Origin of the sequence: Vibrio tubiashii, assembly GCF_028551255.1 — a bacterium.
Lineage (GTDB): Bacteria > Pseudomonadota > Gammaproteobacteria > Enterobacterales > Vibrionaceae > Vibrio > Vibrio tubiashii_B.
Window position 1 is genome coordinate 673520 of record NZ_CP117029.1, and the last position, 22654, is coordinate 696173.

17 protein-coding genes are annotated in these 22654 nt (G+C 45.1%); 8 read left to right on the plus strand and 9 right to left on the minus strand.

The window, feature by feature from the left end:
- Positions 1-26: 26 nt before the first annotated feature.
- Positions 27-1028 (minus strand): substrate-binding domain-containing protein, encoded by a 1002-nt coding sequence (locus LYZ37_RS03125; protein ID WP_171322159.1) that lies wholly within the window; start codon positions 1026-1028, stop codon positions 27-29.
- A 177-nt stretch (positions 1029-1205) separates the two neighbouring features.
- On the opposite strand from LYZ37_RS03125, the gene LYZ37_RS03130 reads away from it, so the two are divergent.
- Positions 1206-1538: a tRNA-binding protein gene (locus tag LYZ37_RS03130; RefSeq protein WP_004747893.1), complete on the plus strand. Its 333-nt coding sequence runs from the start codon at positions 1206-1208 to the stop codon at positions 1536-1538.
- Positions 1539-1566: 28 nt separating this feature from the next.
- Here the strand turns inward: LYZ37_RS03130 and LYZ37_RS03135 are convergent, their stop codons facing one another.
- Entirely contained in the window at positions 1567-2127 is a 561-nt protein-coding gene (locus LYZ37_RS03135) for a gamma-glutamylcyclotransferase family protein (RefSeq protein WP_272786420.1), read from the minus strand.
- Positions 2128-2369: 242 nt separating this feature from the next.
- Between LYZ37_RS03135 and LYZ37_RS03140 the strand changes: the two genes are divergently transcribed.
- Positions 2370-3554: an NnrS family protein gene (locus tag LYZ37_RS03140; protein ID WP_272786421.1), complete on the plus strand. Its 1185-nt coding sequence runs from the start codon at positions 2370-2372 to the stop codon at positions 3552-3554.
- Between the two features lie 69 nt (positions 3555-3623).
- On the opposite strand, the gene glpD is transcribed toward LYZ37_RS03140, so the two are convergent.
- From glpD to glpK, 3 genes are all read right to left on the minus strand, one after another.
- On the minus strand, positions 3624-5177 hold the full coding sequence (gene glpD, locus LYZ37_RS03145) for a glycerol-3-phosphate dehydrogenase (RefSeq protein WP_272786422.1): 1554 nt from the start codon (positions 5175-5177) through the stop codon (positions 3624-3626).
- 179 nt (positions 5178-5356) lie between these two features.
- The gene (locus LYZ37_RS03150) at positions 5357-6130 is read right to left on the minus strand and encodes a DeoR/GlpR family transcriptional regulator (protein WP_171322168.1); all 774 of its coding nucleotides are present in this window, start codon (positions 6128-6130) and stop codon (positions 5357-5359) included.
- 347 nt (positions 6131-6477) lie between these two features.
- Positions 6478-7995, minus strand: coding sequence for a glycerol kinase GlpK (gene glpK / locus LYZ37_RS03155; protein WP_004747901.1), 1518 nt, complete (start codon positions 7993-7995; stop codon positions 6478-6480).
- Positions 7996-8603: 608 nt separating this feature from the next.
- Here glpK and glpT point away from each other — a divergent pair.
- On the plus strand, positions 8604-9968 hold the full coding sequence (gene glpT / locus LYZ37_RS03160; protein ID WP_171322171.1) for a glycerol-3-phosphate transporter: 1365 nt from the start codon (positions 8604-8606) through the stop codon (positions 9966-9968).
- A gap of 153 nt (positions 9969-10121) precedes the next feature.
- Here the strand turns inward: glpT and dapD are convergent, their stop codons facing one another.
- Both dapD and LYZ37_RS03170 read right to left on the minus strand, forming a co-directional pair.
- Positions 10122-11153: a 2,3,4,5-tetrahydropyridine-2,6-dicarboxylate N-succinyltransferase gene (gene dapD, locus LYZ37_RS03165; RefSeq protein WP_272786424.1), complete on the minus strand. Its 1032-nt coding sequence runs from the start codon at positions 11151-11153 to the stop codon at positions 10122-10124.
- 339 nt (positions 11154-11492) lie between these two features.
- Positions 11493-12101, minus strand: coding sequence for a peroxiredoxin (locus tag LYZ37_RS03170; RefSeq protein ID WP_019274128.1), 609 nt, complete (start codon positions 12099-12101; stop codon positions 11493-11495).
- A gap of 199 nt (positions 12102-12300) precedes the next feature.
- Between LYZ37_RS03170 and LYZ37_RS03175 the strand changes: the two genes are divergently transcribed.
- From LYZ37_RS03175 to aceA, 3 genes are all read left to right on the plus strand, one after another.
- Complete coding sequence (locus LYZ37_RS03175) at positions 12301-13206, plus strand: hydrogen peroxide-inducible genes activator (protein ID WP_004747908.1); 906 nt, start codon at positions 12301-12303, stop codon at positions 13204-13206.
- A gap of 662 nt (positions 13207-13868) precedes the next feature.
- A complete protein-coding gene (aceB, locus tag LYZ37_RS03180; protein ID WP_272786426.1) occupies positions 13869-15515 on the plus strand; it encodes a malate synthase A in 1647 nt (548 codons plus the stop codon).
- Between the two features lie 128 nt (positions 15516-15643).
- On the plus strand, positions 15644-16957 hold the full coding sequence (aceA, locus tag LYZ37_RS03185) for an isocitrate lyase (protein WP_272786428.1): 1314 nt from the start codon (positions 15644-15646) through the stop codon (positions 16955-16957).
- Between the two features lie 141 nt (positions 16958-17098).
- Here the strand turns inward: aceA and LYZ37_RS03190 are convergent, their stop codons facing one another.
- Both LYZ37_RS03190 and LYZ37_RS03195 read right to left on the minus strand, forming a co-directional pair.
- Positions 17099-19039 carry a HAMP domain-containing methyl-accepting chemotaxis protein gene (locus LYZ37_RS03190; protein WP_272786429.1) on the minus strand — a complete coding sequence of 647 codons (1941 nt, stop codon included), beginning with the start codon at positions 19037-19039 and terminating at the stop codon, positions 17099-17101.
- Positions 19040-19311: 272 nt separating this feature from the next.
- A complete protein-coding gene (locus LYZ37_RS03195; protein ID WP_171322175.1) occupies positions 19312-19752 on the minus strand; it encodes a CBS domain-containing protein in 441 nt (146 codons plus the stop codon).
- 411 nt (positions 19753-20163) lie between these two features.
- Here LYZ37_RS03195 and queA point away from each other — a divergent pair, with 411 nt between their 5' ends.
- Together queA and tgt are read left to right on the plus strand one after the other, a co-directional pair.
- On the plus strand, positions 20164-21216 hold the full coding sequence (gene queA / locus LYZ37_RS03200) for a tRNA preQ1(34) S-adenosylmethionine ribosyltransferase-isomerase QueA (RefSeq protein WP_272786430.1): 1053 nt from the start codon (positions 20164-20166) through the stop codon (positions 21214-21216).
- Positions 21217-21476: 260 nt separating this feature from the next.
- The gene (gene tgt, locus LYZ37_RS03205) at positions 21477-22613 is read left to right on the plus strand and encodes a tRNA guanosine(34) transglycosylase Tgt (protein WP_004747915.1); all 1137 of its coding nucleotides are present in this window, start codon (positions 21477-21479) and stop codon (positions 22611-22613) included.
- Positions 22614-22654 lie beyond the last annotated feature (41 nt).

Genomic DNA, 22654 nt, shown 5'->3' on the forward strand with positions numbered 1-22654 from the left:
TTTGTTTTATTTAGCGAGTGTTACGTTTAGGTCACTTTCTCAACTGAATTGCGGCGTACTAAGGTCGGCGTGAACATCAGTGCCTCATCGTTTGAGCTTTGCTCTTTGGCTAGGTTCAGCGCTAAACGCGCCGCTCGTTCTGCCATCATCGCGATTGGATAGCGGATAGTTGTCAGGCGAGGGCTGACATAGCGAGCGATCAAGCCATCATCAAAACCAAGCATTGAAATTTGATCCGGCACCTTGATGCCATTTTCGTCTAGCACCGACAGCGCACCCGCGGCCATGTAGTCGTTGTAGGCTACAACGCCAGTGATGTCTAAAGATTTAGTCAGCAGATTGGTCATGGCAACTTCACCGCCATCGTTGTTTGGCTCACCATATTCAATATAGCTTTGCGGAAGTTCGATATTGTTGTCTCGCAGGGCTTGCAAGTAACCATCAACACGTTGATCCGAGTCTTCAATACGATGCGCTGAAGCGACGCAAGCTATCTTAGTATGACCATGGCGGATAAGGTATTCCGTGGCGAGGTAGGCACCTCGGCGGTTGTCTAAAGCAATGCAGCGCTCGGCCATTTCAGGAATATGGCGATTGATAAAAACCAGGCCTTTGACTTCTTTGGCATAGCCGATCAATTCTTCATCTGACAAACCTTTCGAGTGAATAACCAAGGCATCGCAACGGTTGTTGATCAATAGTTCAATTGCCTTTCGCTCTTCTTCCGGGCTGTGGTAGCCGTTGCCGATCAAGATATGTTTACCGTGTTCATGGGCAACATTGTCGACGGCTTTGACCAAAGTGCCAAAAAAAGGATCAGATACATCGCCAACTAATACCCCAACCGTATTACTGCTTTGACTGACCAAAGCTTTCGCTGCGGCATTCGGTCGATAGCCTAGTTTGGCCATCGCCTGTGTCACTGAAGCAATCGATGCTTTGCTCGCTTTTGGTGATTTGTTAATGACCCGAGAAACCGTCGCGATTGATACGCCCGCTTCTTTGGCGACATCTTTAATAGTTGCCATGTGTGACCTCGAAAAATACTCCTAGGGTTATTTAACCCTTTGAATGTAAATAAGGCAAATTGTATAGCATTCAGTTTCTTGAAATGCGATCTTTACCACTTGCAATATAAGCGATTGCTGATAGTGTAAACGTTGTCTTTTAGTAAAATTTTACCAGCTTTAAGTTCGAGGTTTATCATGGAAACGATCGCATACACCGACTTCGCAAAATTAGAAATGCGTACAGGAAAAATCATCGAAGTCGCTCGCCACGAAAATGCAGACAAACTCTACATCGTTCAAATTGATGTTGGGGAAAAGACGCTGCAAACCGTCACTAGCTTAGTGCCTTATTACACCGAGCAGGAGTTGATGGGAAAAGAAGTTGTGGTGCTATGTAACTTGGCGAAAGCCAAAATGCGTGGAGAAACCTCGGAATGTATGTTGCTTTGCGCTGAGACGGACGATGAATCACAAAGTGTTCTGTTAACCCCAGAGCGTTCTATGCCTGCTGGGGTTCGTATTGTATAGAGTTCTCTTTTCGGCTGAGGGTTTTTAATTAGGTTCTTGCTTCAGCCACCAGAGCATCAATTGTGTTGTGGTGCTCTGGTTTTACTCCTGCCAAATTGCCATATTTGGGCTGATGGCGATCATTCTCCAATGGAAAGTTCCAGCCAATGGTATGTTCTACAAACTGCTGGGCAAACTGCTCGGAAATTTCTAGACACCCTGCGAGTACAGTATCGACGTAAGTCTGCATGATAGGGCTCAATGAACAAGGCGGTTCAGGGTTGTCTTTGATGTAAACCCACACATGATCATTGGTCGATAATGCTAGTTCAGCATCAAGTTTATCCGCTGAGATTAAAACTCGGTGATACCCTCGTTCGCGAATGTCGAATTCTTGCAGTCCTTCATCGCTGACTTCCAGCAAAACCCCATTGACCTGTCCCTGTCCTTTGTCTACCACCAGTGGCGATAGAATATAGCTATCATCGACTTTGCCCCAGTAACGCCTGAAGCCATGTGCGGTAGCGGGAATCGCTGCGGAAGTTTGGCCAGTCAGTTGTCGTGAGGCAGAGTTCATCAGACTGCCGTAGCCAAAGATATATTTTGCCATTCTGCTCTCCTTATTGATTGGCATGATCAGCAGAGTTCTAAACTAGCGACTTTTCGAGATAAAAGGAAGTGATACAAATTGTTTCATTAAGGTCATAATGACATGTATTTATTGTGTCATTATGACCTTAAATAGAGTGGTTAGAGCGCTGAACGCAAGAGTCTATAACGCTTTAACAAACTGGAACACTTCTTGCGATAGTGAAACAAGTTAGAGATTTAAATTTGTTTAGGAGTATTTCAGTGCTCAATATTACCGACAAAAAGGTCGAAGAATCCATTCCACCCGTTTTACGTCTTGGGTTTCGACCTTTCTTTCTTCTTGGTTCTATTTATGCCGTTATTGCGATAGTGGTTTGGGTATGGATGTTTCAATCCGGCCAGCCAACAACATTGCAAGTGCCTGCGCTGTGGTGGCACGTACATGAAATGATATTTGGCTTTGCGATGGCGATTGTTGTCGGCTTTGTGTTAACTGCAGTGCAAAACTGGACGGGCATTAACGGCACTAAACATCACCGTTTAGCCATCTTGGTTGGGTTGTGGTTAGCGCCTCGCGTACTGTTATGGACGCCAACGCCGTTGTGGCTCACTTCCTCTATTGAAGCGCTGTTTTTAGCTATGACAGCATTTGAAGTCGGGACTCGGGTGGTCAAAGCAAAAGGGTGGCGTAACCTGTTTTTCGTTCCCTTGTTTGTTCTGGCAATCGTGGCTAACTTTGCCAGTTACGCAACAGTGAAGGGGATGCCACCGTTTCCTTCATCGGCGGTGTGGCAAGCTATGCTGTGGTGGTTCACCCTGTTGCTGTCTATTATGGGGAGCAGAGTGATCCCATTCTTTACGGCTCGTCGGTTTAATTTCGAAAAGCCTCAACCTATTGTCTGGTTAGATTGGGTGGCGAATTTGCCATTGGTAGGACTGTTTATTCTCAGCTTCTTCCCGATGACGTTTGCACAATTAGGTCAACCGCTAATGGTAATTTCAGGGTTAGCGCATTTGATTAGAGTGATGAGGTGGCAGCCGTGGCGAACTCTCAGTGAGCCTCTAGTCTGGTCACTGCACGCAACCTACTTATGTATTCCAGTGAGTTTGTTGCTGCGTGGTTTACTCGACAACCCATTTGCCAGCCACAATATGCTGCACATGTTTGCTATTGGCGCCATTGGTGGTGTGATCTTAGCGATGATTGCACGTGTGACGATGGGGCATACCGGGCGCGCGATTTACCAAGGTCCAAACATGAGTGTTGCTTTCGCAGCGATTATATTGGCTGCTTTGGTTCGTAGCTTAGGCGTTGCGTTTTTCCCTCAATATCTGATTGAATCGGTCAACATCAGCGCCGCATTGTGGATACTCGCATTCGCTATGTATGTGGGAATGTTTGGCAAGATGCTGATCACACCAAGAGTCGATGGACACCCTGGTTAAAGTGAATTAAATCAAAAGAAAAGGCTTGGCGAGTGCCAAGCCTTTTTCATTGCGATAGGAAAGTGGGGGCTAACCTACCTCAGAAAACGGGACCACTGTGGCAGGTTGCTTACTCTTTAGATAGTCACTTAGCGCCTGTTGCTCTTGGCTATTTAGGTACAAGCCAAGTTTGGTACGACGCCACAATATATCCTCTTCGGTGACTGACATTTCATGTTCAACGAGATAGTCGATTTCACGTTGGAAAACACCTTGAGCTGCGTCCGAGAACTTAATCCCCAGCGCATCGATATTTTCCATTCCTTCCAGTAGCTTCCATGTATAGGTGCCAAACTGCGTTACGTAGCGTAGCAATAATGCTTCGGGTAACCAAGGGTAGGCGTTGTGAATCGTTGAGGCTAGCTGCTCACGTGAGCAACTGAAGTTACCGCCAGGAAGCGCATGGTTTGCTGTCCAAGGTGTACCCATATTAGGTAGGTAAGGCTTGAGCTTTTCTAACGCCGCTTCACCTAACTTACGGTAGGTAGTGAGCTTGCCACCAAATACGGAAAGTAGTGGTGCTTGGTCGTATTCCGCTTCTAGTTCAAGTGTATAGTCGCGCGTGATCGCTTGTGGGGAGTCTGATTCGTCATCACATAAAGGGCGTACGCCGCTGTATGTCCAAACCACGTCCTCACGTTTAAGTTGCTGAACGAAGTGTTGGTTGACGATGTCGATGAGGTAATCGACTTCATCATCAGAGATGGCAACTTCACGTGGGTCACCTTTGTATTCCACATCGGTGGTACCTATGATCGAGAACTTATCTAAATAAGGAATCATGAACACGATTCGGTGATCTTGGTTTTGAAGAATGTAAGCTTGAGGCTCATCATGAATACGAGGAACGACAATATGCGATCCTTTGATCAAGCGAATATTGCGAGGAGAAGCTTGCTCTAAACCATCATCAAAGAACTGTTTGACCCACGGCCCTGCCGCGTTGACTAAGGCTTTCGCCTTGCGTTCTATTGCTTGGCCTGTCAGTTCATCACGAATAGTCACGCTCCACAGTTCGCCTTCACGTCGAGCGCTTTCTACACGGCTGTAGTTACGGATCTCTGCATTGTTCTCCTGAGCAGCAAGGACATTGAGCAGCACTAAGCGCGCGTCGTCTACCCAGCAGTCTGAATACTCAAAGCCTTTTTTCATTTCAGGCTTAAGTATGCCGGACTTGGCTAAATCAATCCCTTTACTTGCAGGTAGTGTGGTGCGTTTACCTAGGTTGTCGTAAAGGAATAGTCCACAACGGATCATCCAAGCTGGGCGGAGAAATGGTCGATGAGGTAAGCGAAAACGCATCGGTTGAGCAACATGGGGCGCTTTCTGGAGTAACACTTCCCGTTCGGCGAGCGCTTCCGAAACCAAACGAAACTCATAATGCTCTAGATAGCGTAAGCCACCGTGGATCAGTTTAGAACTGGCCGACGAAGTGGCTGATGCGAAATCTTGTGCTTCGTATAGACCGACTGATAGTCCACGACCTGCCGCATCTGCAGCAATACCTGCGCCATTGATACCACCACCAATAACGATCAAATCTAAAACTTTTTGCGAATTAGCCGAAATCTGGTTGTTACTCATGAATATGACCTTGTGTTGAGCGAACGAGCATTTTTGAACATAATTGAATCCTAGCTCAGCTTTCGTTTTTGATCACTATTTATTTTCGTTTACGCTCGTTTGTGTGATTTGTGCACAAAAAAACCTTTATCTCGCGATAAAGGTTTCAATAAGGTTAAATTCAAATGAAGAAATGTTGATTATTCTTCTTTGTTCACCACTTCTAAAGGAATGGAATGTTCTTTAAGGATTGAAAGGATTTCTTTTGGTGGCTGCTTATCGGTAAACAGCATGTGGAGTTGAGAGATGTTGCCTAGTTTGACCATTGCATTACGACCAAACTTGGAGTGGTCAACGGCTAAGAACACACTACGGCTGTTCTCAATAATCGCTTGTTTCACTCTGACTTCATGGTAGTCAAAGTCGAGTAGAGAACCATCAAAATCAATGCCACTAATCCCCAGAATACCAAAGTCTAGTCTGAACTGTTTGACGAAATCGAGTGTTGCTTCGCCGACAATACCGCCGTCTCGATTGCGCACCTCTCCGCCCGCGAGAATCACTTTAAATTCTGGATTCGGAAGCAAGATAGTCGCGACATTGATGTTATTGGTGACAACACGTAATTGCTTGTGATTTTTACTCAGTGCACGAGCGATGGCCTCTGGGGTGGTACCGATGTCGATAAATAGCGTCGCGCCATCTGGAATGTGTTTGACCACTTCGTCAGCGATCACATCCTTTTCATTGAAGTTCATGCTCTTACGATCGGTATAAGAGGTGTTTTCTGAACTTAATGGGATCGTAGCACCGCCGTGATAGCGGCGAATTTTGTTTTCGTCCGCTAACTCATTCAGATCTCGTCTGATGGTTTGTGGACTGACATTAAACTTTTCAACTAACTCATCAGTACTCACATAGCCCTGCTTTTGTACAAGAGCAATGATTTGCTGATGTCTTGGTATTTGCTTCACTCGCCGCTCCCTGTGTTCGAACTATTAGAATTAATACACTAATATTCGAAAATAATAACTCGCGCTATTGTGCGCGAATTCTTTCGTTCTGAGAAGAGAAGCGTGTACGGAATAGGGGACAAGGCGCAAAAAAGGGCGACTCAATACCAAGCGGCACAAATATCTGGTCATTCTTGCTGGTTAAAATCGCTTATAGCGTCGTTATAGATTTTGTAGGTAGGTCAACTAGCTAGCTGCAATCTATGCCTTGCTCTAAGCGATTTTTCCTGCGCAATTTTCTGAACATCTATTTATCCCGATTGGTATAAGACGCCCCACTTTCGTTAATCGAATGCCGGATTTAGGTACTAGTCTTCTTCATTATGCATTTCAGCCCATACCTGAGCACACTTCACGGCGCGCTTCCATCCTTTGTAGCGGCGATTACGTTTCTCTTCGTCATGATGAGGCTCAAAGGTGCGATCGAGTTCGGCTTTGTTTTGCAGCTCATCAATGCTATTCCAATATCCAACAGCAAGGCCTGCAAGGTAAGCTGCGCCCAATGCGGTAACTTCGGTTACTTTAGGACGGTGAACCTCAGTATCTAAAACATCTGATTGGAACTGCATAAGGAAATTATTGGCAACTGCACCGCCATCAACACGTAAGTTGGCCAGTTTAATGCCCGAGTCCGCCTGCATCGCATCAAGAACATCTCTGGTTTGATAGGCAATACCTTCTAGCGTCGCTCTTATGATGTGGTTAGAGCTGACACCACGAGTTAGGCCAACAATAGTGCCACGCGCCCAAGCATCCCAATACGGAGCACCAAGGCCGGTAAAAGCAGGGACGACATACACCCCATTGGATGAGTCGACTTTGGTGGCGAAGTATTCAGAATCTTTTGCGTCAGCAAGCAGTTTCATCTCATCACGTAACCATTGGATAGAAGCGCCACCCATGAATACCGCGCCTTCTAATGCATAAGCAGGTTCCCCTGAAGGTCCACAAGCCAATGTAGTGAGCAAACCATGGGTAGAGTTGACCTTCTCTTGTCCGGTGTTCATCAGTAGGAAACAACCTGTTCCATAGGTGTTTTTAGCTTGACCAGCTTCGACACACATTTGACCGTAGAGTGCGGCTTGCTGGTCTCCAGCGATACCGGCAATAGGGATCCTTGTACCGCCTTTACCACCAATGTTGGTTTGTCCGTAAATCTCAGAAGAGCGTTTAACTTCTGGCATCATTGAAGCTGGAATTCCTAGCTCATCAAGTAGTTTTTGATCCCAACACAGGTCATTGATGTTAAACAGCATGGTGCGAGACGCGTTGGTATAGTCAGTGACATGAACACGGCCTTGAGTCATTTTCCAAACTAACCAAGTATCAACGGTGCCGAACAAGAGCTTGCCAGCTTCGGCATCTTCTCTTGCTCCTTCAACATTGTCGAGTATCCATTTTACTTTGGTTCCCGAGAAGTAAGGGTCTAGAACTAATCCGGTATTTTCTCTGACGTACTCTTCCAATCCTCGCTCTTTGAGCTGCTCACAAATTTCTGCAGTTCGGCGGCATTGCCATACGATCGCATTGTAAACAGGTTTACCCGTCTCTTTATTCCAAACGATGGTGGTTTCACGTTGGTTAGTGATGCCAATAGCTGCGAGCTGATCACTGCTTATGCCAGACTTAGCCAGTGTTTCAATCAAGGTTGAGCTTTGGGTCGCCCAGATTTCGAGAGGGTCATGTTCCACCCATCCTGACTGAGGATAGATTTGTGTGAATTCACGTTGCGAGATACTAACGATGTTTGCATCGTGATCCAAAATCACCGCGCGTGAGCTTGTTGTGCCTTGGTCTAGGGCAACAATGTACTTTTGCTCAGTCATGGTAAGAGTCCTTTTGTTTCGTTATTACTATTTTAGCTAATCTTGGTCTGCTTATCTTTGCCGTGCGAGTCGAGACAGGGCGGTTTGAGCAGTAAAGATTGGTGTAGTTTCCCTGTTTATGCACATTAATTTTGCACATATCACAGCAATCGAAAACAAACGAGCATAAAAAATGAGCGTTTAAGCATGTAAATGTTAAGTAAACGCGCTTTGTTTGTTAACCCTCTCTGTCTGTTTGCTATCTAAGAGTAGTTGTCGAAAGCCCCAAAGAATTGATGTTAGCCCTTAATGAGCGTGCCTTTCAGTCACTCTGTTATCGAGAGCATCACTGTTGTGATTAGCTTTATTTGAGATTTTGTACGGTAGGGGAGTTGGTGTTTTGTTCAATATGGTCATTCGAACAGTAACTAAATATGTGAAAAGTGGAAGCGCGCGCTAACTATTTTGCCTTAATACACTGTATTTACTCAGATTTAATTCTTATGCAACATTTGTCACAGAAATAAATTGAATTTCTAATAGAATGCGCAGGCTTTCGAACGAAACTTTATTTTGCTCGTTCGAGTTTTTAAAGACCCTACCATCGCTCAAATTATAATGAGGCCCCTATGTTTGGAATATTTAAACCTAAGGCGCACATCGATCGCTTACCCACAGATAAGATTGATGGCGCTTATTCCCGTTTACGTTGGCAGCTCTTTATCGGCATCTTTGTCGGTTATGCAGGCTACTATCTAGTACGTAAAAACTTCAGTCTGGCTATGCCATACCTAATTGAACAAGGCTTTAGTCGTGGTGATCTTGGCGTTGCGCTTGCCGCGGTATCTATTGCTTATGGTCTGTCCAAATTTTTGATGGGCAGTGTGTCGGACCGCTCTAACCCACGTTATTTCCTAAGTGGCGGTCTGTTGATGTCAGCCTTGGTGATGTTCTGTTTTGGCTTTATGCCTTGGGCTACTGGAAGCATCGCAGCCATGTTCATTCTGTTGTTCTTGAATGGCTGGTTCCAAGGAATGGGATGGCCTGCCTGCGGTCGAACTATGGTTCACTGGTGGTCGCGTAAAGAGCGGGGTGAGATCGTTTCGGTTTGGAACGTGGCACACAACGTTGGCGGCGGCTTAATTGGCCCTCTGTTTATTCTTGGATTATGGGCATTCAACGATGATTGGCGAACTGCTTTCTATGTTCCCGCTTTCTTTGCCACTCTCGTTGCGATTTTTATCTGGTTTACTGTTCGAGATACGCCTCAGTCTTGTGGCTTGCCTCCGATTGAAGAGTACAAAGAAGATTACCCAGATGACTACGACAAGTCACATGAGAAAGAGATGACCGCAAAAGAGATCTTCTTTAAATATGTTTTCTCTAACAAGCTGTTGTGGTCGATTGCGATTGCCAATGCGTTTGTCTACTTGATTCGTTACGGAGTATTGGATTGGGCACCTGTGTATCTCAAAGAAGCGAAAGATTTTTCAGTCGACAAATCCTCATGGGCTTACTTCCTATATGAGTGGGCGGGGATCCCTGGCACTCTGCTTTGTGGCTGGATTTCCGATAAGTTGTTCAAAGGTCGCCGAGCACCTGCAGGTATCTTGTTTATGGTTCTCGTTACCGTCGCAGTTCTAGTTTACTGGTTTAACCCAGCCGGTAACCCTACGGTTGATATGATGGCTCTCGTGGCGATCGGCTTCTTAATTTACGGCCCAGTAATGCTAATCGGTCTCTATGCATTAGAACTGGCGCCGAAGAAGGCGGCGGGAACGGCGGCAGGACTGACTGGCTTGTTTGGTTACTTAGGTGGCGCTGTGGCGGCGAATGCGATTCTCGGCTATACGGTTGACCACTTTGGCTGGGATGGCGGATTCATCATCTTGGTTGGCTCTTGTATTACATCTATCGTTTGTTTGACCTATGCCTTCTTAGGTGAAAGAGCGCACCACGAACAAAAAGCACGCGAGAAAGAAGCGCTAGCCTGATCTCAGGTTGTTGCTTCTTAAGTAAAAAACAATAAAAACAACGTCAGTGACTATAAAGCTTACTATTACTAATAGCTAAGCGAAAAAATCCCCCAGCAGGTATCTGCTGGGGGATTTTATTATTAACAAGAGCTAACTTTGTCTACTGTGCAATTAGTTGTTGCTGTGCAGCTCAGAGTTCAGTTCTACAGCCGTCTTGTTAGCAAGACATTCAATTTGGCCTGTTACTGAGTTACGACGGAAGAGCAGGTCAGATACGCCAGCAAGATCACGAGCTTTAACCACTTCTACTTCATTGCCATCTGAATCAAGCATACGCACTTTAGAGCCCGCAGTTACATAAAGGCCAGATTCAACAGTACAACGATCGCCTAGTGGGAAACCAAGACCTGCGTTAGCACCAAGCAGTGAGTTTTCACCGATAGATACGACAACAGTACCACCGCCAGATAGCGTACCCATGATAGATGCACCGCCACCGATATCTGAACCGTCGCCAACAACCACACCAGCAGAAATACGGCCTTCAACCATGCTTACACCTGTTGTGCCCGCATTGAAGTTAATGAAGCCTTCGTGCATAACCGTAGTACCTTCGCCCACGTGCGCACCAAGACGTACGCGAGATGTGTCAGCGATACGAACGCCTGCAGGAACCACGTAATCAACCATTTTAGGAAACTTATCGACACAATCTACAGATAGTGCGCGACCTGCTAGGCGAGCTTCAATTTGACGCTCAGCCAGTTCTGGTAGATCGATAGGACCTTCGTTAGTCCAAGCAATGTTGTGCAGTAGACCGAAGATACCGTCAAGCACAGTACCGTGAGGTTGAACAAGGCGGTTAGAGATCAATTGCAGCTTAAGGAAGCCTTCTGCTACTGACGCTGGTTTCTCGTCCGATGCTAGAACAACTAGTACGAGTGGCTGAGAAGATTCCGCTGCTTTTGCCGCGAATGATGCGTTTGCTGCGTCGCCATTTGCTTCAAATGCAACAGCAAGCTCAGCACTTTGAGCCGCAGAGATTTCGATAGCTTGGTTACCTTGCTCATAACCTGCCACTTTTGCTACCGCTTCAACTAGAGCATCAGCTGGGTTAAGAACTGGGTTTGGGAAAAACGCTTCGATGATTTTTCCATCACGGTTTTTGGTTGCCGTACCAAAGGCTAGAGAAAAGTAAGCCATGTTTCATCTCCATGTAGATATCGTTTCGACAGGGCGTTGTTGCTCTGTCTCAAATTAAGTTAGATTCATCATAAAGAGACGATTTAAGAGTTTAAAGACCTGAAATGGAGAAAGTCTGTAAGCCGATATTTTTTGTCTCTTTAGCGATATGTTGTCTTTTTGCCTATATTGGCGATTTTGCTACCCGCAATAAAAAGAGCCCGAAGCAGTGCTTCGGGCTCTTTAGTAAGACTTTACTTATAACTGATTGGCGCTGCGCTTTTTGCGCTTATTACTGTTTATATAGCTTTATACTACCAACCGTTCATACCCGTGAGCTTGGGTATGTGAAGCAAGTAATTACTTGCTTAGGTCTTCTGCGTGCTCAGATAGGAACGCTGCAACACCTTTTGGAGATGCGTCCATACCTGCTTTACCTTCTTCCCACTGTGCAGGACATACTTCACCGTTCTTCTGGTGGAAGTTTAGAGCGTCAACCATGCGTAGCATTTCGTCGATGTTACGGCCTAGTGGTAGGTCGTTAACTACTTGGTGACGTACAACGCCTTCTTCGTCGATTAGGAAAGAACCACGGAAAGCAACGCCTGCTTCTGGGTGCTCAACGTCGTATGCTTTACAGATTTCGTGCTTAACGTCAGCAACTAGTGGGTACTTAACTTGACCGATACCGCCATCTTCGATAGCAGTGTTACGCCATGCGTTGTGAGAGAACTGAGAATCGATAGAAACACCGATTACTTCAACACCTTTAGCTTGGAAATCAGCTAGACGGTTGTCGAAAGCGATTAGCTCAGATGGGCAAACGAAAGTGAAATCTAGTGGGTAGAAGAAAACAACTGCTTTCTTACCTTTAGTGAACTCTGCAAAGTTGAAGTTATCAACGATTTCACCGTTACCTAGAACAGCTGCAGCAGTAAAATCTGGGGCTTGACGACCTACTAGTACCATTTTTTTGCTCCTAAAATATATGGTTAGTTCCAAACCAAGATAAGTGTTTTTGGTTTGGTCCGTGTTTGTACGCGACAAACTATAGTACACATTGTAGTATGTAAAAAAGCGAATTAAATAGATTAAGTTAATCGAAAAAAGCGATAAATTAGTTTTTATTAACTTGGTCAATATCTAGTCAGAAGTAATAAACAAATCTATGAATAAGTGGCCTAGCCTCAAGCAGTTACACTATCTAATCACTTTGTATGAAACACGTCATTTTAGCGATGCTGCTGAAAAGTGTTTTGTTAGCCAGTCAACCTTAAGTAAAGGCATTCAAAATCTCGAAGAGCTGATTGGCTGTCCTCTCTATGAAAAGAAAGATAAGAAGAGCCCACTGGTTTTTACTCAGGCAGGAGAACTCGTTGTCCAGCAAGGGCGAGAGCTACTGGCTAAAGGACAAGACTTAGTTGAACTCGGGCGTCTGTGCCAAGGGGATGAAATGGAAGGTCAGCTACGGGTTGGCTGTATTCCAACGATTGCTCCTTTCTTATTGTGCGATTTAGTTCAGGAAGTGAACCAGCGCTTCCCGCAACTCAACCTTCTATTAAGAGAAGACACCACGACTAATTTATTAGATGCGCTTCGTCACGGTGAGCTTGATGTGCTGATTTTGGCCTTACCGGTTGAGATTGACGGAATGGACAGCCGAATTGTCGGTAACGACCCTTTCCGGATGATCATCAGTCAAAACCAAGCCGATGCAATTCAAACACCGATTAAATATGCTGACTTGCCAAATGAGTTCGTCTTTCTACTAGAGAAAGAGCACTGTTTAACCGAGCATGCGGTATCGGCTTGTCAATTAACCGATAAAGAAAAGATCAATCCGTTTTCTGCCACTAGCTTGCACACGCTGGTTCAAATGGTGGCAAACGGCATGGGCACGACGTTTATTCCGCAAATGGCGATTGATCATGGATTGATTGAAAACCAGAATTTGGTCGTAGTCGACGCGCCGGGGCAACAGGCTCATCGCCATATCGGACTCGTTTGGCGACCAAGTTCGTCGCGTGTAAATACTTTTAATCAATTAGCAGATGTAGTGTCAGAGCTACTTTAGCGATAAGTAGTAGCCATTAATCATCAATACTTCTTAAAAAGCGCACTAGTTTTAGTGCGCTTTTTAGCATTTTATTCTGTCGGTGAACTTTAACTTGTAAAATTTTACAAAGAAATCTTGATGAAGCTTTCATTAAATTGTGAAATTTCACACTGTGAATTTTACAACTAGTCAAATTTACTCTGTTTGATCTCTTCGTTGCATATCCTCTAAAAGCCCAGTTATCGCTAGGTTTCCTTTCTATTACTAATAATCAAACGTCTGTTTGAAACGGTTTTACAGGTGTAATTTTACTGTAATTAAATTACGTAACTACTTACATTTTGGTGATCGAAATCAATAGCTTGGAGCTGACCGAATAAAACTTTGAATTTAACGATTTGTTTACTTTAGGACTTTTACTCTAACGGATGTTGGTATAGTTTAAATGCAGGTCTTGTAAGACTTATGTCTAGATTGAAAAGCGAATTAGGCTCAGTCAATCTAACAACCAACGAAACAAAAAAATCAATCAAGTGATGGTCAATGTGGATGTTTGACTGTTGTTTGATAGTTACAAATGTAACTTGAAATAGACCAAGCAATACCCGAGTGACAGAAACAGATTAAAGGTGAGTGAACAGCACCTAGTTTCAACACTCTGGATAGTTAAGGAAGAAATTATGCTTGCCAACACACCAGATAGAGAAAAAACAACAGTAGAAGCCCAAGAAACCCTACTAACCGAAGGCATGCTTGATGTCACTGGTACCCTTTCACCAGAGCATCAGGCGATTTTCCCTGTTGAAGCCCAAACCTTTTTGTCTCTGCTGTGTGACAAGTTTGCTGGCCGAGTTGATGAGCTACTGGCAACTCGTGAAGAGAAGCAAGCGCGCATTGATGCTGGCGAACTGCCGGATTTCCTTGAAGATACGCTAGATATCAGAGAAGGAAGCTGGAAGATCCAAGGGATTCCAAAAGATCTGCAAGATCGCCGTGTTGAAATCACAGGTCCTACTGACCGTAAAATGGTGATTAATGCACTGAATGCCAACGTAAAAGTGTTCATGGCAGATTTTGAAGACTCTTTGGCTCCCGCTTGGGATAAGGTGCTTGATGGTCAAATTAACCTGCGCGATGCGGTAAATGGCGACATCAGTTACACCAATCCGGTGAATGGTAAGCACTATAAGCTGGAACAAGATCCAGCCGTTTTAATCTGCCGTGTACGTGGTCTACATCTAAAAGAAAAACACGTGACATTTAACGGTCAGATTATCCCAGGGGCGCTGTTTGACTTTGCGCTTTACTTTTACAACAACTACACCAGCTTGTTGAAAAAAGGCAGCGGCCCTTATTTTTATCTTCCTAAGTTGCAGTCTCATCACGAAGCGAAATGGTGGAGCGACGTATTCCACTTTACTGAGGACTACTTTGGTTTAGACACTGGCACTATCAAAGCAACGGTACTGATAGAAACGCTCCCTGCGGTATTTGAGATGGATGAAATTTTGTTCTCTCTTAAAGAGCATATCGTAGGTCTAAACTGTGGTCGCTGGGACTACATCTTTAGCTACATTAAAACCCTAAAAAGACACCCCGATCGCGTGCTGCCGGATCGTCAGGTGGTGACCATGGACAAGCCGTTCCTAAATGCATACTCGCGTTTACTTGTTCGAACGTGTCACAAGCGTGGTGCTTTCGCTATGGGAGGGATGGCCGCCTTTATCCCAGCGAAAGACCCACAAACCAATCAGCAAGTGCTCGATAAGGTTTATAACGATAAGTCACTGGAAGCGAGCAATGGCCATGATGGCACTTGGGTTGCGCACCCGGGCCTTGCCGACACAGCGCTGGTGGTGTTTGACCAAGCTCTAGGAGAGCGTACCAACCAGCTTAATGTCTCTCGTAGTCAAGATGTTCCGGTTACGGCAGAAGATCTGCTAGCCCCATGTGACGGAGCGATTACTGAGCAAGGCATGCGTCACAATATCCGTGTTGCGCTGCAATATATCGAAGCTTGGATATCTGGTAACGGCTGTGTGCCTATCTATGGCTTGATGGAAGATGCCGCGACAGCAGAAATCTCTCGCGCTTCTATCTGGCAATGGATTCAGCACGGCAAATCACTCGATAACGGACAAACCGTGACCAAACCTCTATTCGAGCAGTACCTAATAGAAGAGATCGAAGTGGTGAAAAGTGAGATTGGCCAAGAGCGTTATGACTCAGGTCGATTTGAACAAGCCGCCGAGCTAATGGCTAAGCTCACCACCAGTGATGAACTGACCAATTTCTTAACCGTCCCAGGATATGACTTCTTGGACTAAGTAAACCAATAACAACTCAACAATAACGTGAATGTTCTAAGGCAGAGATGGATGTACTGCCAAGGATAAAAGAAACATAGCGCCCATTTACCCACATAAGAAGCGCTCATCAAAAGAGGGATAGACCGATGACTAACTTAACTCGCCGCCAACAAATCGAAGCTCTGGAAAAAGACTGGGCTACTAATCCACGCTGGAAAAATGTTAAACGTCCTTACACAGCTGAAGAAGTCGTAGAACTACGTGGTTCAATGGTGCCTGCTAACACTATCGCTCAACGTGGTGCAGACAAGCTATGGTCACTGGTCAACGGTGACGCGAAAAAAGGCTACGTAAACTGTTTAGGTGCTCTAACAGGCGGTCAAGCGGTGCAGCAAGCAAAAGCGGGTATCGAGGCAATCTACTTATCAGGTTGGCAGGTAGCTGCAGATAATAACACTGCATCAACCATGTACCCTGACCAATCGCTATACCCAGTGGATTCTGTACCTTCTGTGGTTAAGCGTATTAACAACTCATTCCGTCGCGCTGACCAAATCCAATGGTCTAACGGTAAATCACCAGCGGATGAAGGAGGCATTGACTACTTCCTACCAATCGTAGCGGATGCAGAAGCAGGCTTTGGTGGTGTACTTAACGCTTACGAGCTGATGAAGTCGATGATTGATGCGGGCGCAGCAGGCGTACACTTTGAAGATCAGCTAGCGTCAGTGAAAAAATGTGGCCATATGGGTGGTAAAGTTCTTGTACCAACTCAAGAAGCGGTACAAAAGCTAGTAGCAGCGCGTCTAGCGGCAGACGTATCAGGCACAACAACACTTGTGATTGCGCGTACAGATGCGAACGCTGCAGACCTAATCACTTCAGACTGCGATCCATACGATGCAGATTTCATTCAAGGTGAGCGTACTCAAGAAGGTTTCTACCGAGTTCGTGCAGGTATCGACCAAGCAATCGCTCGTGGCCTAGCTTACGCACCATACGCAGACCTTATCTGGTGTGAAACAGCAACACCATGTCTGGAAGAAGCTCGTAAGTTTGCTGAAGCGATTCATGCTGAGCACCCTGGTCAGCTATTGGCATACAACTGTTCTCCTTCATTTAACTGGGAGAAGAACCTAGATGCTGAAACTATCGCGAAATTCCAGCAAGAACTATCGGATATGGGCTACAAGTACCAGTTCATCACACTGGCAGGTATTCACAACATGTGGTTCAACATGTTTGAACTAGCGCATGACTACGCGAAAGGTGAAGGTATGCGCCACTACGTTGAGAAAGTACAGCGCCCTGAGTTCCAAGCGGCTGAAAAAGGTTACACCTTCGTAGCGCACCAACAAGAAGTAGGTACAGGTTATTTTGATAAGATGACCAACACCATTCAAGGTGGTAACTCTTCAGTAACGGCTCTGACAGGTTCTACCGAAGAAGACCAATTTTAATCCCTAGGTCTATAGACCCTAACCACTGTTCCTAACTAGCGAGTTAAAAATGCAGGCTTTAACTCGCTAGATTTGGGAATTGGTATTCTGTTAAGCATAAACTTTGACATGCTTTGAGCGGTGCAGACCGCTCTTTTTTATTTACAGTTTAAAGAAACTCAGCAAGTCTTTTTGTTTCACCGCGAGTGATGACAGTTCCTCACTGGCTTTTTTACTCTCCTGTATCCCTGTCACATTGTGATTCACAATATCAAAGGTTTGCGACACGTTTCTTGAGATATCTTGTGTCACCCCAGATTGTTCTTCAGATGCAGTTGCCACTTGGGTGTTCATATCCGAAATTAGCGTGACCGATTCCGTGATCGAAGAGAATGCTGACCTTAACTGCTCACTGTAGCTTCGAGAGTCTTCTGCTAAGGCTAAGTTTGATTGCATAAACTGATTTGCCTCTTTTGCCTGAGCTTGAAGGCGAGAAATGATCTCTTGGATATCAACGGTAGACTGTTGAGTCTTAGCGGCGAGGGAGCGTACTTCATCGGCAACCACCGCAAAACCGCGTCCTTGTTCACCAGCTCGCGCCGCCTCTATTGCAGCATTCAATGCCAACAAGTTTGTTTGCTCTGAAATCGAGTTAATCACCTCTACAACGGTGCCAATTTCTACCGAGTATTCTTGCAGCTGATTGACAATTTTCGATGTTTCACCAATGGAATCATCCACTTTTCGAGAGATTTCATCGGAAGAGTCGAGTGAGCGACCCCCTTCTTGAACATTAGACGTCGCATCAGAGGCCGCATTTTCAGCATTAGCTGCGTTTTGGCTGACTTCACTAGCGGTACTCGATAGTTCGTTAATTGCGGTTGCAATCTGCTCCATCTGACTCAACTCTTTCTGGGCATTACTTTCCGTTTCACTCATGACTGCAGTCAGTTCAACGGATGCAGAAGAAACGTTGTCTGAAATATTGTGGAATCCATCAATGATTCGACGTAGCTCAAGGCGCATCTGGACAATATTGGCGTAAATGCCTGTTTCCTTGCCGGTAGTTTGAATTTGTTTTGATAAATCGCCAGACGCCACTTCCGCCACTATTTTTTGAATATCGCTAGGTTCACCGCCGACGACTTTAAGCACGCTACGGTAGATGAGAACGGCGATAACTAACGCAATCGCAATGACGATCACCGATAGGACGCTAATAATCAGTTGAGCATTAGAAAAACGTTCCACCATTTCAGGGCCGACGCTATCTTGTGTATCTTTGGTTGACAGCTTTATCTCTTCGATCGATTGAGCCGCTGAGGCGCCTAAGACATCGAGTGTACCTGCAATAATGTCATTTCTAGAGTTGATGGTTTGCACCACTTGGCTGAACGTAGAGCGATATTTCTCAAATGCGGTTTGAAAAGATTTTAAATAATCGAGTTGGACTCTAGACATGAGTTGAGCTTCAACTTGCTGTGAGAGGCTTTCTACTTGCGAAAACTCTTGCTCTGCTCTTGCGGCATCTTGCGGTGCGTTACTGGTTAGAAATTTGGATGCGTAGAGGCGAGCGAGTAATAGGTGTTGTTGCAATGTCCCGGCACTGACTGCCACGTCTAAATCATCCTCTGTCGCGGCTTGGTTCATGATATTGGTGACAGACTTTCTCATGCTTAAACCCGCAGGATCGAGCTGCTCTGATACCAGTTGGTTTCGCTGGTTAACTAATCGAACAACCTGACTAAATCCTTGCTTGTATTGTTCTAGTTGGTTTTCAATCTCAATAAATTCAGACTTGTGAGTATCATCAATATGCGAATTAAGGACTTCTTCCACTAAGTTTATTGAGGCTGCGATACGCTTTTCTAGCTCAGCAATATTGGATTGATCGTGGTTTTTTATGTACTTCAATGCGGCTAGACGTGCCTCCAATATATTGGCTTGAACTCTGCCCGTTGAAACGCTAGTTAGTGCGAGAGCCCGATAATTGTTGAAACCATCGCTAGACTGGAAGAAACGTAGTGATGCAACGATAGAAATGACTAAGATTAGGCCAAGGATTACCCCAAAACCTAAGGTTAATAGTTTTTTAAGGCTCATACTAATGTCCCTATTTCGCAGATAAGAGTGATCGGTAGGTACTGACGTTACGTATAAATTTGCATTTTTTGTTACTTAATTAAGTAAAATTATAAGAGGCTTTTTTAAGACGTGCTGATATTTGACTCAATTACATACTGCGCGGGTATTTCGAGTGTTCGTTTTATCCTTTAGGGGTAGGGAATGTGGCAAAGAGGCCGCGGCTCGTTGTAGAGCGCAGCCCTCATAGGTACTGATTGGCTAGACATGACACATAGCTAATGTGTTCTGGGTTATTCGACTTCTTCCGGCTCAACCTCTTCTTGCAGTTCAAGCAAGTTGATCGCAATAGCAACAAAGTCGCTGTCAGTGATAATTCCCACTAGGTGGCCTTTTTCCACTACGGGTAAGCAGCCGACCTTATGTTTCTGCATGTAGATCGCACTCTCTTTCAAGCCTGCTTGTGGTGAAACGGTCATGACACCCGTTTTCATGACTTCATATAGAGGTGTATCGAGAGTGAAGGACTGATTTTCTGGTATTTTTTGTAAGCTTGATTCTTGAGCGGCCAATACATCACGTTGAGAAACCACGCCAAGCAAACACTTGTTCGCGTCGACGATAGGAACATGGCGAATATCTAGTGCTTCCATGGTGTGTTTTGCATCGGCAAGGTTATGTGAGCGTAGCAAGGTATGCGGGTTACGCGTCATCATGTCTTCTACCTTAATCATGGCTGCCTCCTGAGTTATTGTTGTTTATAACTAAGTAACCTTTACTTTGGCAGTACCTTTAATCTTTGTAATCTACCCACTGTCGGTATCGACGAAAGCTACTTAGGTATACCTTTAATATAGTAACTTTTGCGACTAGATATTGAGAGCTAGTTGGGTTTTTATTCCGATTTTTTGAAAAACCTGTAGCGAAATATGAACAGCGATTGTCAGCAGCTCAGAACCATTGCCTACAAAGCGTTTTCATCCGCACGAAAATCGAATTTGATTACAATAATTCACATCTCTTTCCTTGCTATTGCCGGTGTGCAGAATATACTAGTCGGCTGCGAAAAACTCGTCGTCTGTTTGTGACAGAATCAGTTCGACTTCCATCACGACAAGATAAACCACGACAAAAGATTTAGTAACATGCAAGTATCTGATTTCCACTTTGACTTACCTGATGAGCTGATTGCTCGTTACCCTCAGCCTGAACGTACTGCTAGCCGTCTGCTTCAACTTGATGGAAATAGCGGTGAGCTTAATGATGGCACCTTCACCGATGTACTGGATCAAGTACAAGCGGGTGACCTAGTGGTTTTCAATAACACGCGCGTGATTCCAGCACGACTGTTTGGTCGTAAAGAGTCCGGCGGTAAGCTTGAGGTACTTGTTGAGCGAGTGCTGGATGAAAAGAGCATTCTGGCCCACGTGCGCTGTTCTAAATCACCTAAGCCGGGTTCAACCATCTTTATTGGTGAGAACGACGAGTATTCGGCACAAATGGTGGCACGCCATGATGCACTGTTTGAACTGAAATTTAATTCTGACCAGAACGTGTTGGCGGTATTGGAAGAGATTGGTCATATGCCTCTTCCTCCTTATATTGACCGCCCTGACGAAGATTCAGATAAAGAGCGTTACCAAACGGTTTACAACGAAAAACCGGGTGCTGTTGCGGCGCCAACGGCAGGCTTGCACTTTGATGAGCCTTTAATAGAAAAAATCAAAGCAAAAGGTGCAGAGCTCGCTTACGTGACACTTCACGTTGGCGCGGGTACGTTCCAGCCGGTAAAAGTGGACAATATCAATGACCACCATATGCATGCGGAATATGTTGAAGTTCCGCAACAAGTGGTAGAGGCGATTAAAGCAACTAAAGCGCGTGGCGGTCGTATCATCGCGGTAGGCACCACATCGGTTCGCTCGCTAGAAAGTGCCGCGCAAGATGCAATCAAGAAAGGCACTGAACTTGTTCCTTTCTTTGGTGACACTGAAATCTTTATCTACCCAGGTTATGAGTACCAGTTAGTCGATTGTTTAATCACTAACTTCCACTTGCCAGAGTCGACACTGATTATGTTGGTGAGTGCATTCGCTGGTTATGAAAATACGATGAACGCTTATAAACATGCCGTAGAGAACAACTACCGTTTCTTCTCGTATGGTGATTCTATGTTCATTAAAAAGAAAACTGTATAGGTTACTTTGAGAGATTCCTGATATCTCGTTCCTCGATTCAGGAATGACGGTTTTGTCATTCCATAGAGTGAGGAACGAGCGAGTAGGGAATCTCTTATGTTCAGCATTGCGCTGAACGCAAACAATTTACGAGTGCTAGCAGTAGGCTAGGAAGTAGAGTAATCGGATACTCTACATCTCGCATGGAAGGCGACCGCTCCTCATAGAGCTAAAAGCTCTGAACTTAATGTCAGACTGTTTCTCTGACAACCGGAGGCTTCGTGAAGTTAAAATTCGATCTTAAGAAAAAAGACGGTGTTGCACGTCGTGGTCAACTGACCTTCGAACGTGGCACAGTTCAAACCCCTGCATTTATGCCAGTAGGTACATACGGTACTGTGAAAGGCATGACGCCAGAAGAAGTAAAAGGCACGGGTGCTGAAATTCTTCTTGGTAACACTTTCCACCTATGGCTACGCCCAGGTCAGGAAGTGATGAAAATGCACGGCGACCTGCACGATTTTATGAACTGGCACGGTCCTATTCTTACTGATTCAGGCGGTTTCCAAGTATTCAGCCTAGGTAAAATGCGTACCATCACTGAACAAGGTGTACATTTCCGTAACCCTGTAAACGGTGACAAGATTTTCATGGACGCTGAAAAGTCGATGGAAATCCAAAAAGACCTTGGTTCAGACATCGTGATGATTTTCGACGAGTGTACGCCATACCCAGCGACACACGACGAAGCGAAAAAATCGATGGAAATGTCACTGCGTTGGGCACAACGTTCACGTGACCACTTCGATAAGCTAGAAAACCCGAACAACCTATTTGGTATCGTTCAGGGTGGTGTTTATGAAGACTTGCGTGATGTATCGGTTAAAGGTCTAACGGATATTGGTTTTGACGGCTACGCGGTTGGTGGTCTTGCTGTTGGTGAGCCTAAAGAAGACATGCACCGTATTCTAGAGCACACTTGTCCACAACTTCCGGAAGACAAACCTCGTTACCTAATGGGTGTTGGCAAACCAGAAGATTTAGTAGAAGGTGTACGTCGCGGTATCGACATGTTTGACTGTGTAATGCCAACGCGTAACGCACGTAACGGTCACCTATTTGTGACTGGTGGTGTGATCAAGATCCGTAATGCGAAACATAAAACAGATACAACGCCATTAGATCCACACTGTGACTGTTACACTTGTCAGAACTACAGCAAGTCGTACCTTCACCACTTAGAGCGTTGTAACGAAATTTTAGGTGCTCGCCTAAACACGATTCACAACCTGCGCTACTACCAGCGTCTAATGGAAAGTATTCGTAAAGCGATTGATGAAGATCGTTTTGATGAGTTTGTTACTGAGTTCTATGAGCGTCGTGGTCGTGAAGTACCACCGCTAGCAAAAGAGCAGTAATTGACGGGTTAAAAGAATTAAAGCCTTTGGCATTGTGCCAG

What these genes read in the sequence shown, in the direction of transcription:
- LYZ37_RS03195 (WP_171322175.1), bottom strand. Translation starts at nt 19,752, where the DNA reads ATGATTAAGGTAGAAGACATGATGACGCGTAACCCGCATACCTTGCTA.
- LYZ37_RS03170 (WP_019274128.1), bottom strand. Translation starts at nt 12,101, where the DNA reads ATGGTACTAGTAGGTCGTCAAGCCCCAGATTTTACTGCTGCAGCTGTT.
- glpD (WP_272786422.1), bottom strand. Translation starts at nt 5,177, where the DNA reads ATGAGTAACAACCAGATTTCGGCTAATTCGCAAAAAGTTTTAGATTTG.
- LYZ37_RS03175 (WP_004747908.1), top strand. Translation starts at nt 12,301, where the DNA reads ATGAATAAGTGGCCTAGCCTCAAGCAGTTACACTATCTAATCACTTTG.
- LYZ37_RS03135 (WP_272786420.1), bottom strand. Translation starts at nt 2,127, where the DNA reads ATGGCAAAATATATCTTTGGCTACGGCAGTCTGATGAACTCTGCCTCA.
- LYZ37_RS03190 (WP_272786429.1), bottom strand. Translation starts at nt 19,039, where the DNA reads ATGAGCCTTAAAAAACTATTAACCTTAGGTTTTGGGGTAATCCTTGGC.
- aceB (WP_272786426.1), top strand. Translation starts at nt 13,869, where the DNA reads ATGCTTGCCAACACACCAGATAGAGAAAAAACAACAGTAGAAGCCCAA.
- LYZ37_RS03125 (WP_171322159.1), bottom strand. Translation starts at nt 1,028, where the DNA reads ATGGCAACTATTAAAGATGTCGCCAAAGAAGCGGGCGTATCAATCGCG.
- queA (WP_272786430.1), top strand. Translation starts at nt 20,164, where the DNA reads ATGCAAGTATCTGATTTCCACTTTGACTTACCTGATGAGCTGATTGCT.
- glpT (WP_171322171.1), top strand. Translation starts at nt 8,604, where the DNA reads ATGTTTGGAATATTTAAACCTAAGGCGCACATCGATCGCTTACCCACA.
- aceA (WP_272786428.1), top strand. Translation starts at nt 15,644, where the DNA reads ATGACTAACTTAACTCGCCGCCAACAAATCGAAGCTCTGGAAAAAGAC.
- LYZ37_RS03130 (WP_004747893.1), top strand. Translation starts at nt 1,206, where the DNA reads ATGGAAACGATCGCATACACCGACTTCGCAAAATTAGAAATGCGTACA.
- glpK (WP_004747901.1), bottom strand. Translation starts at nt 7,995, where the DNA reads ATGACTGAGCAAAAGTACATTGTTGCCCTAGACCAAGGCACAACAAGC.
- dapD (WP_272786424.1), bottom strand. Translation starts at nt 11,153, where the DNA reads ATGGCTTACTTTTCTCTAGCCTTTGGTACGGCAACCAAAAACCGTGAT.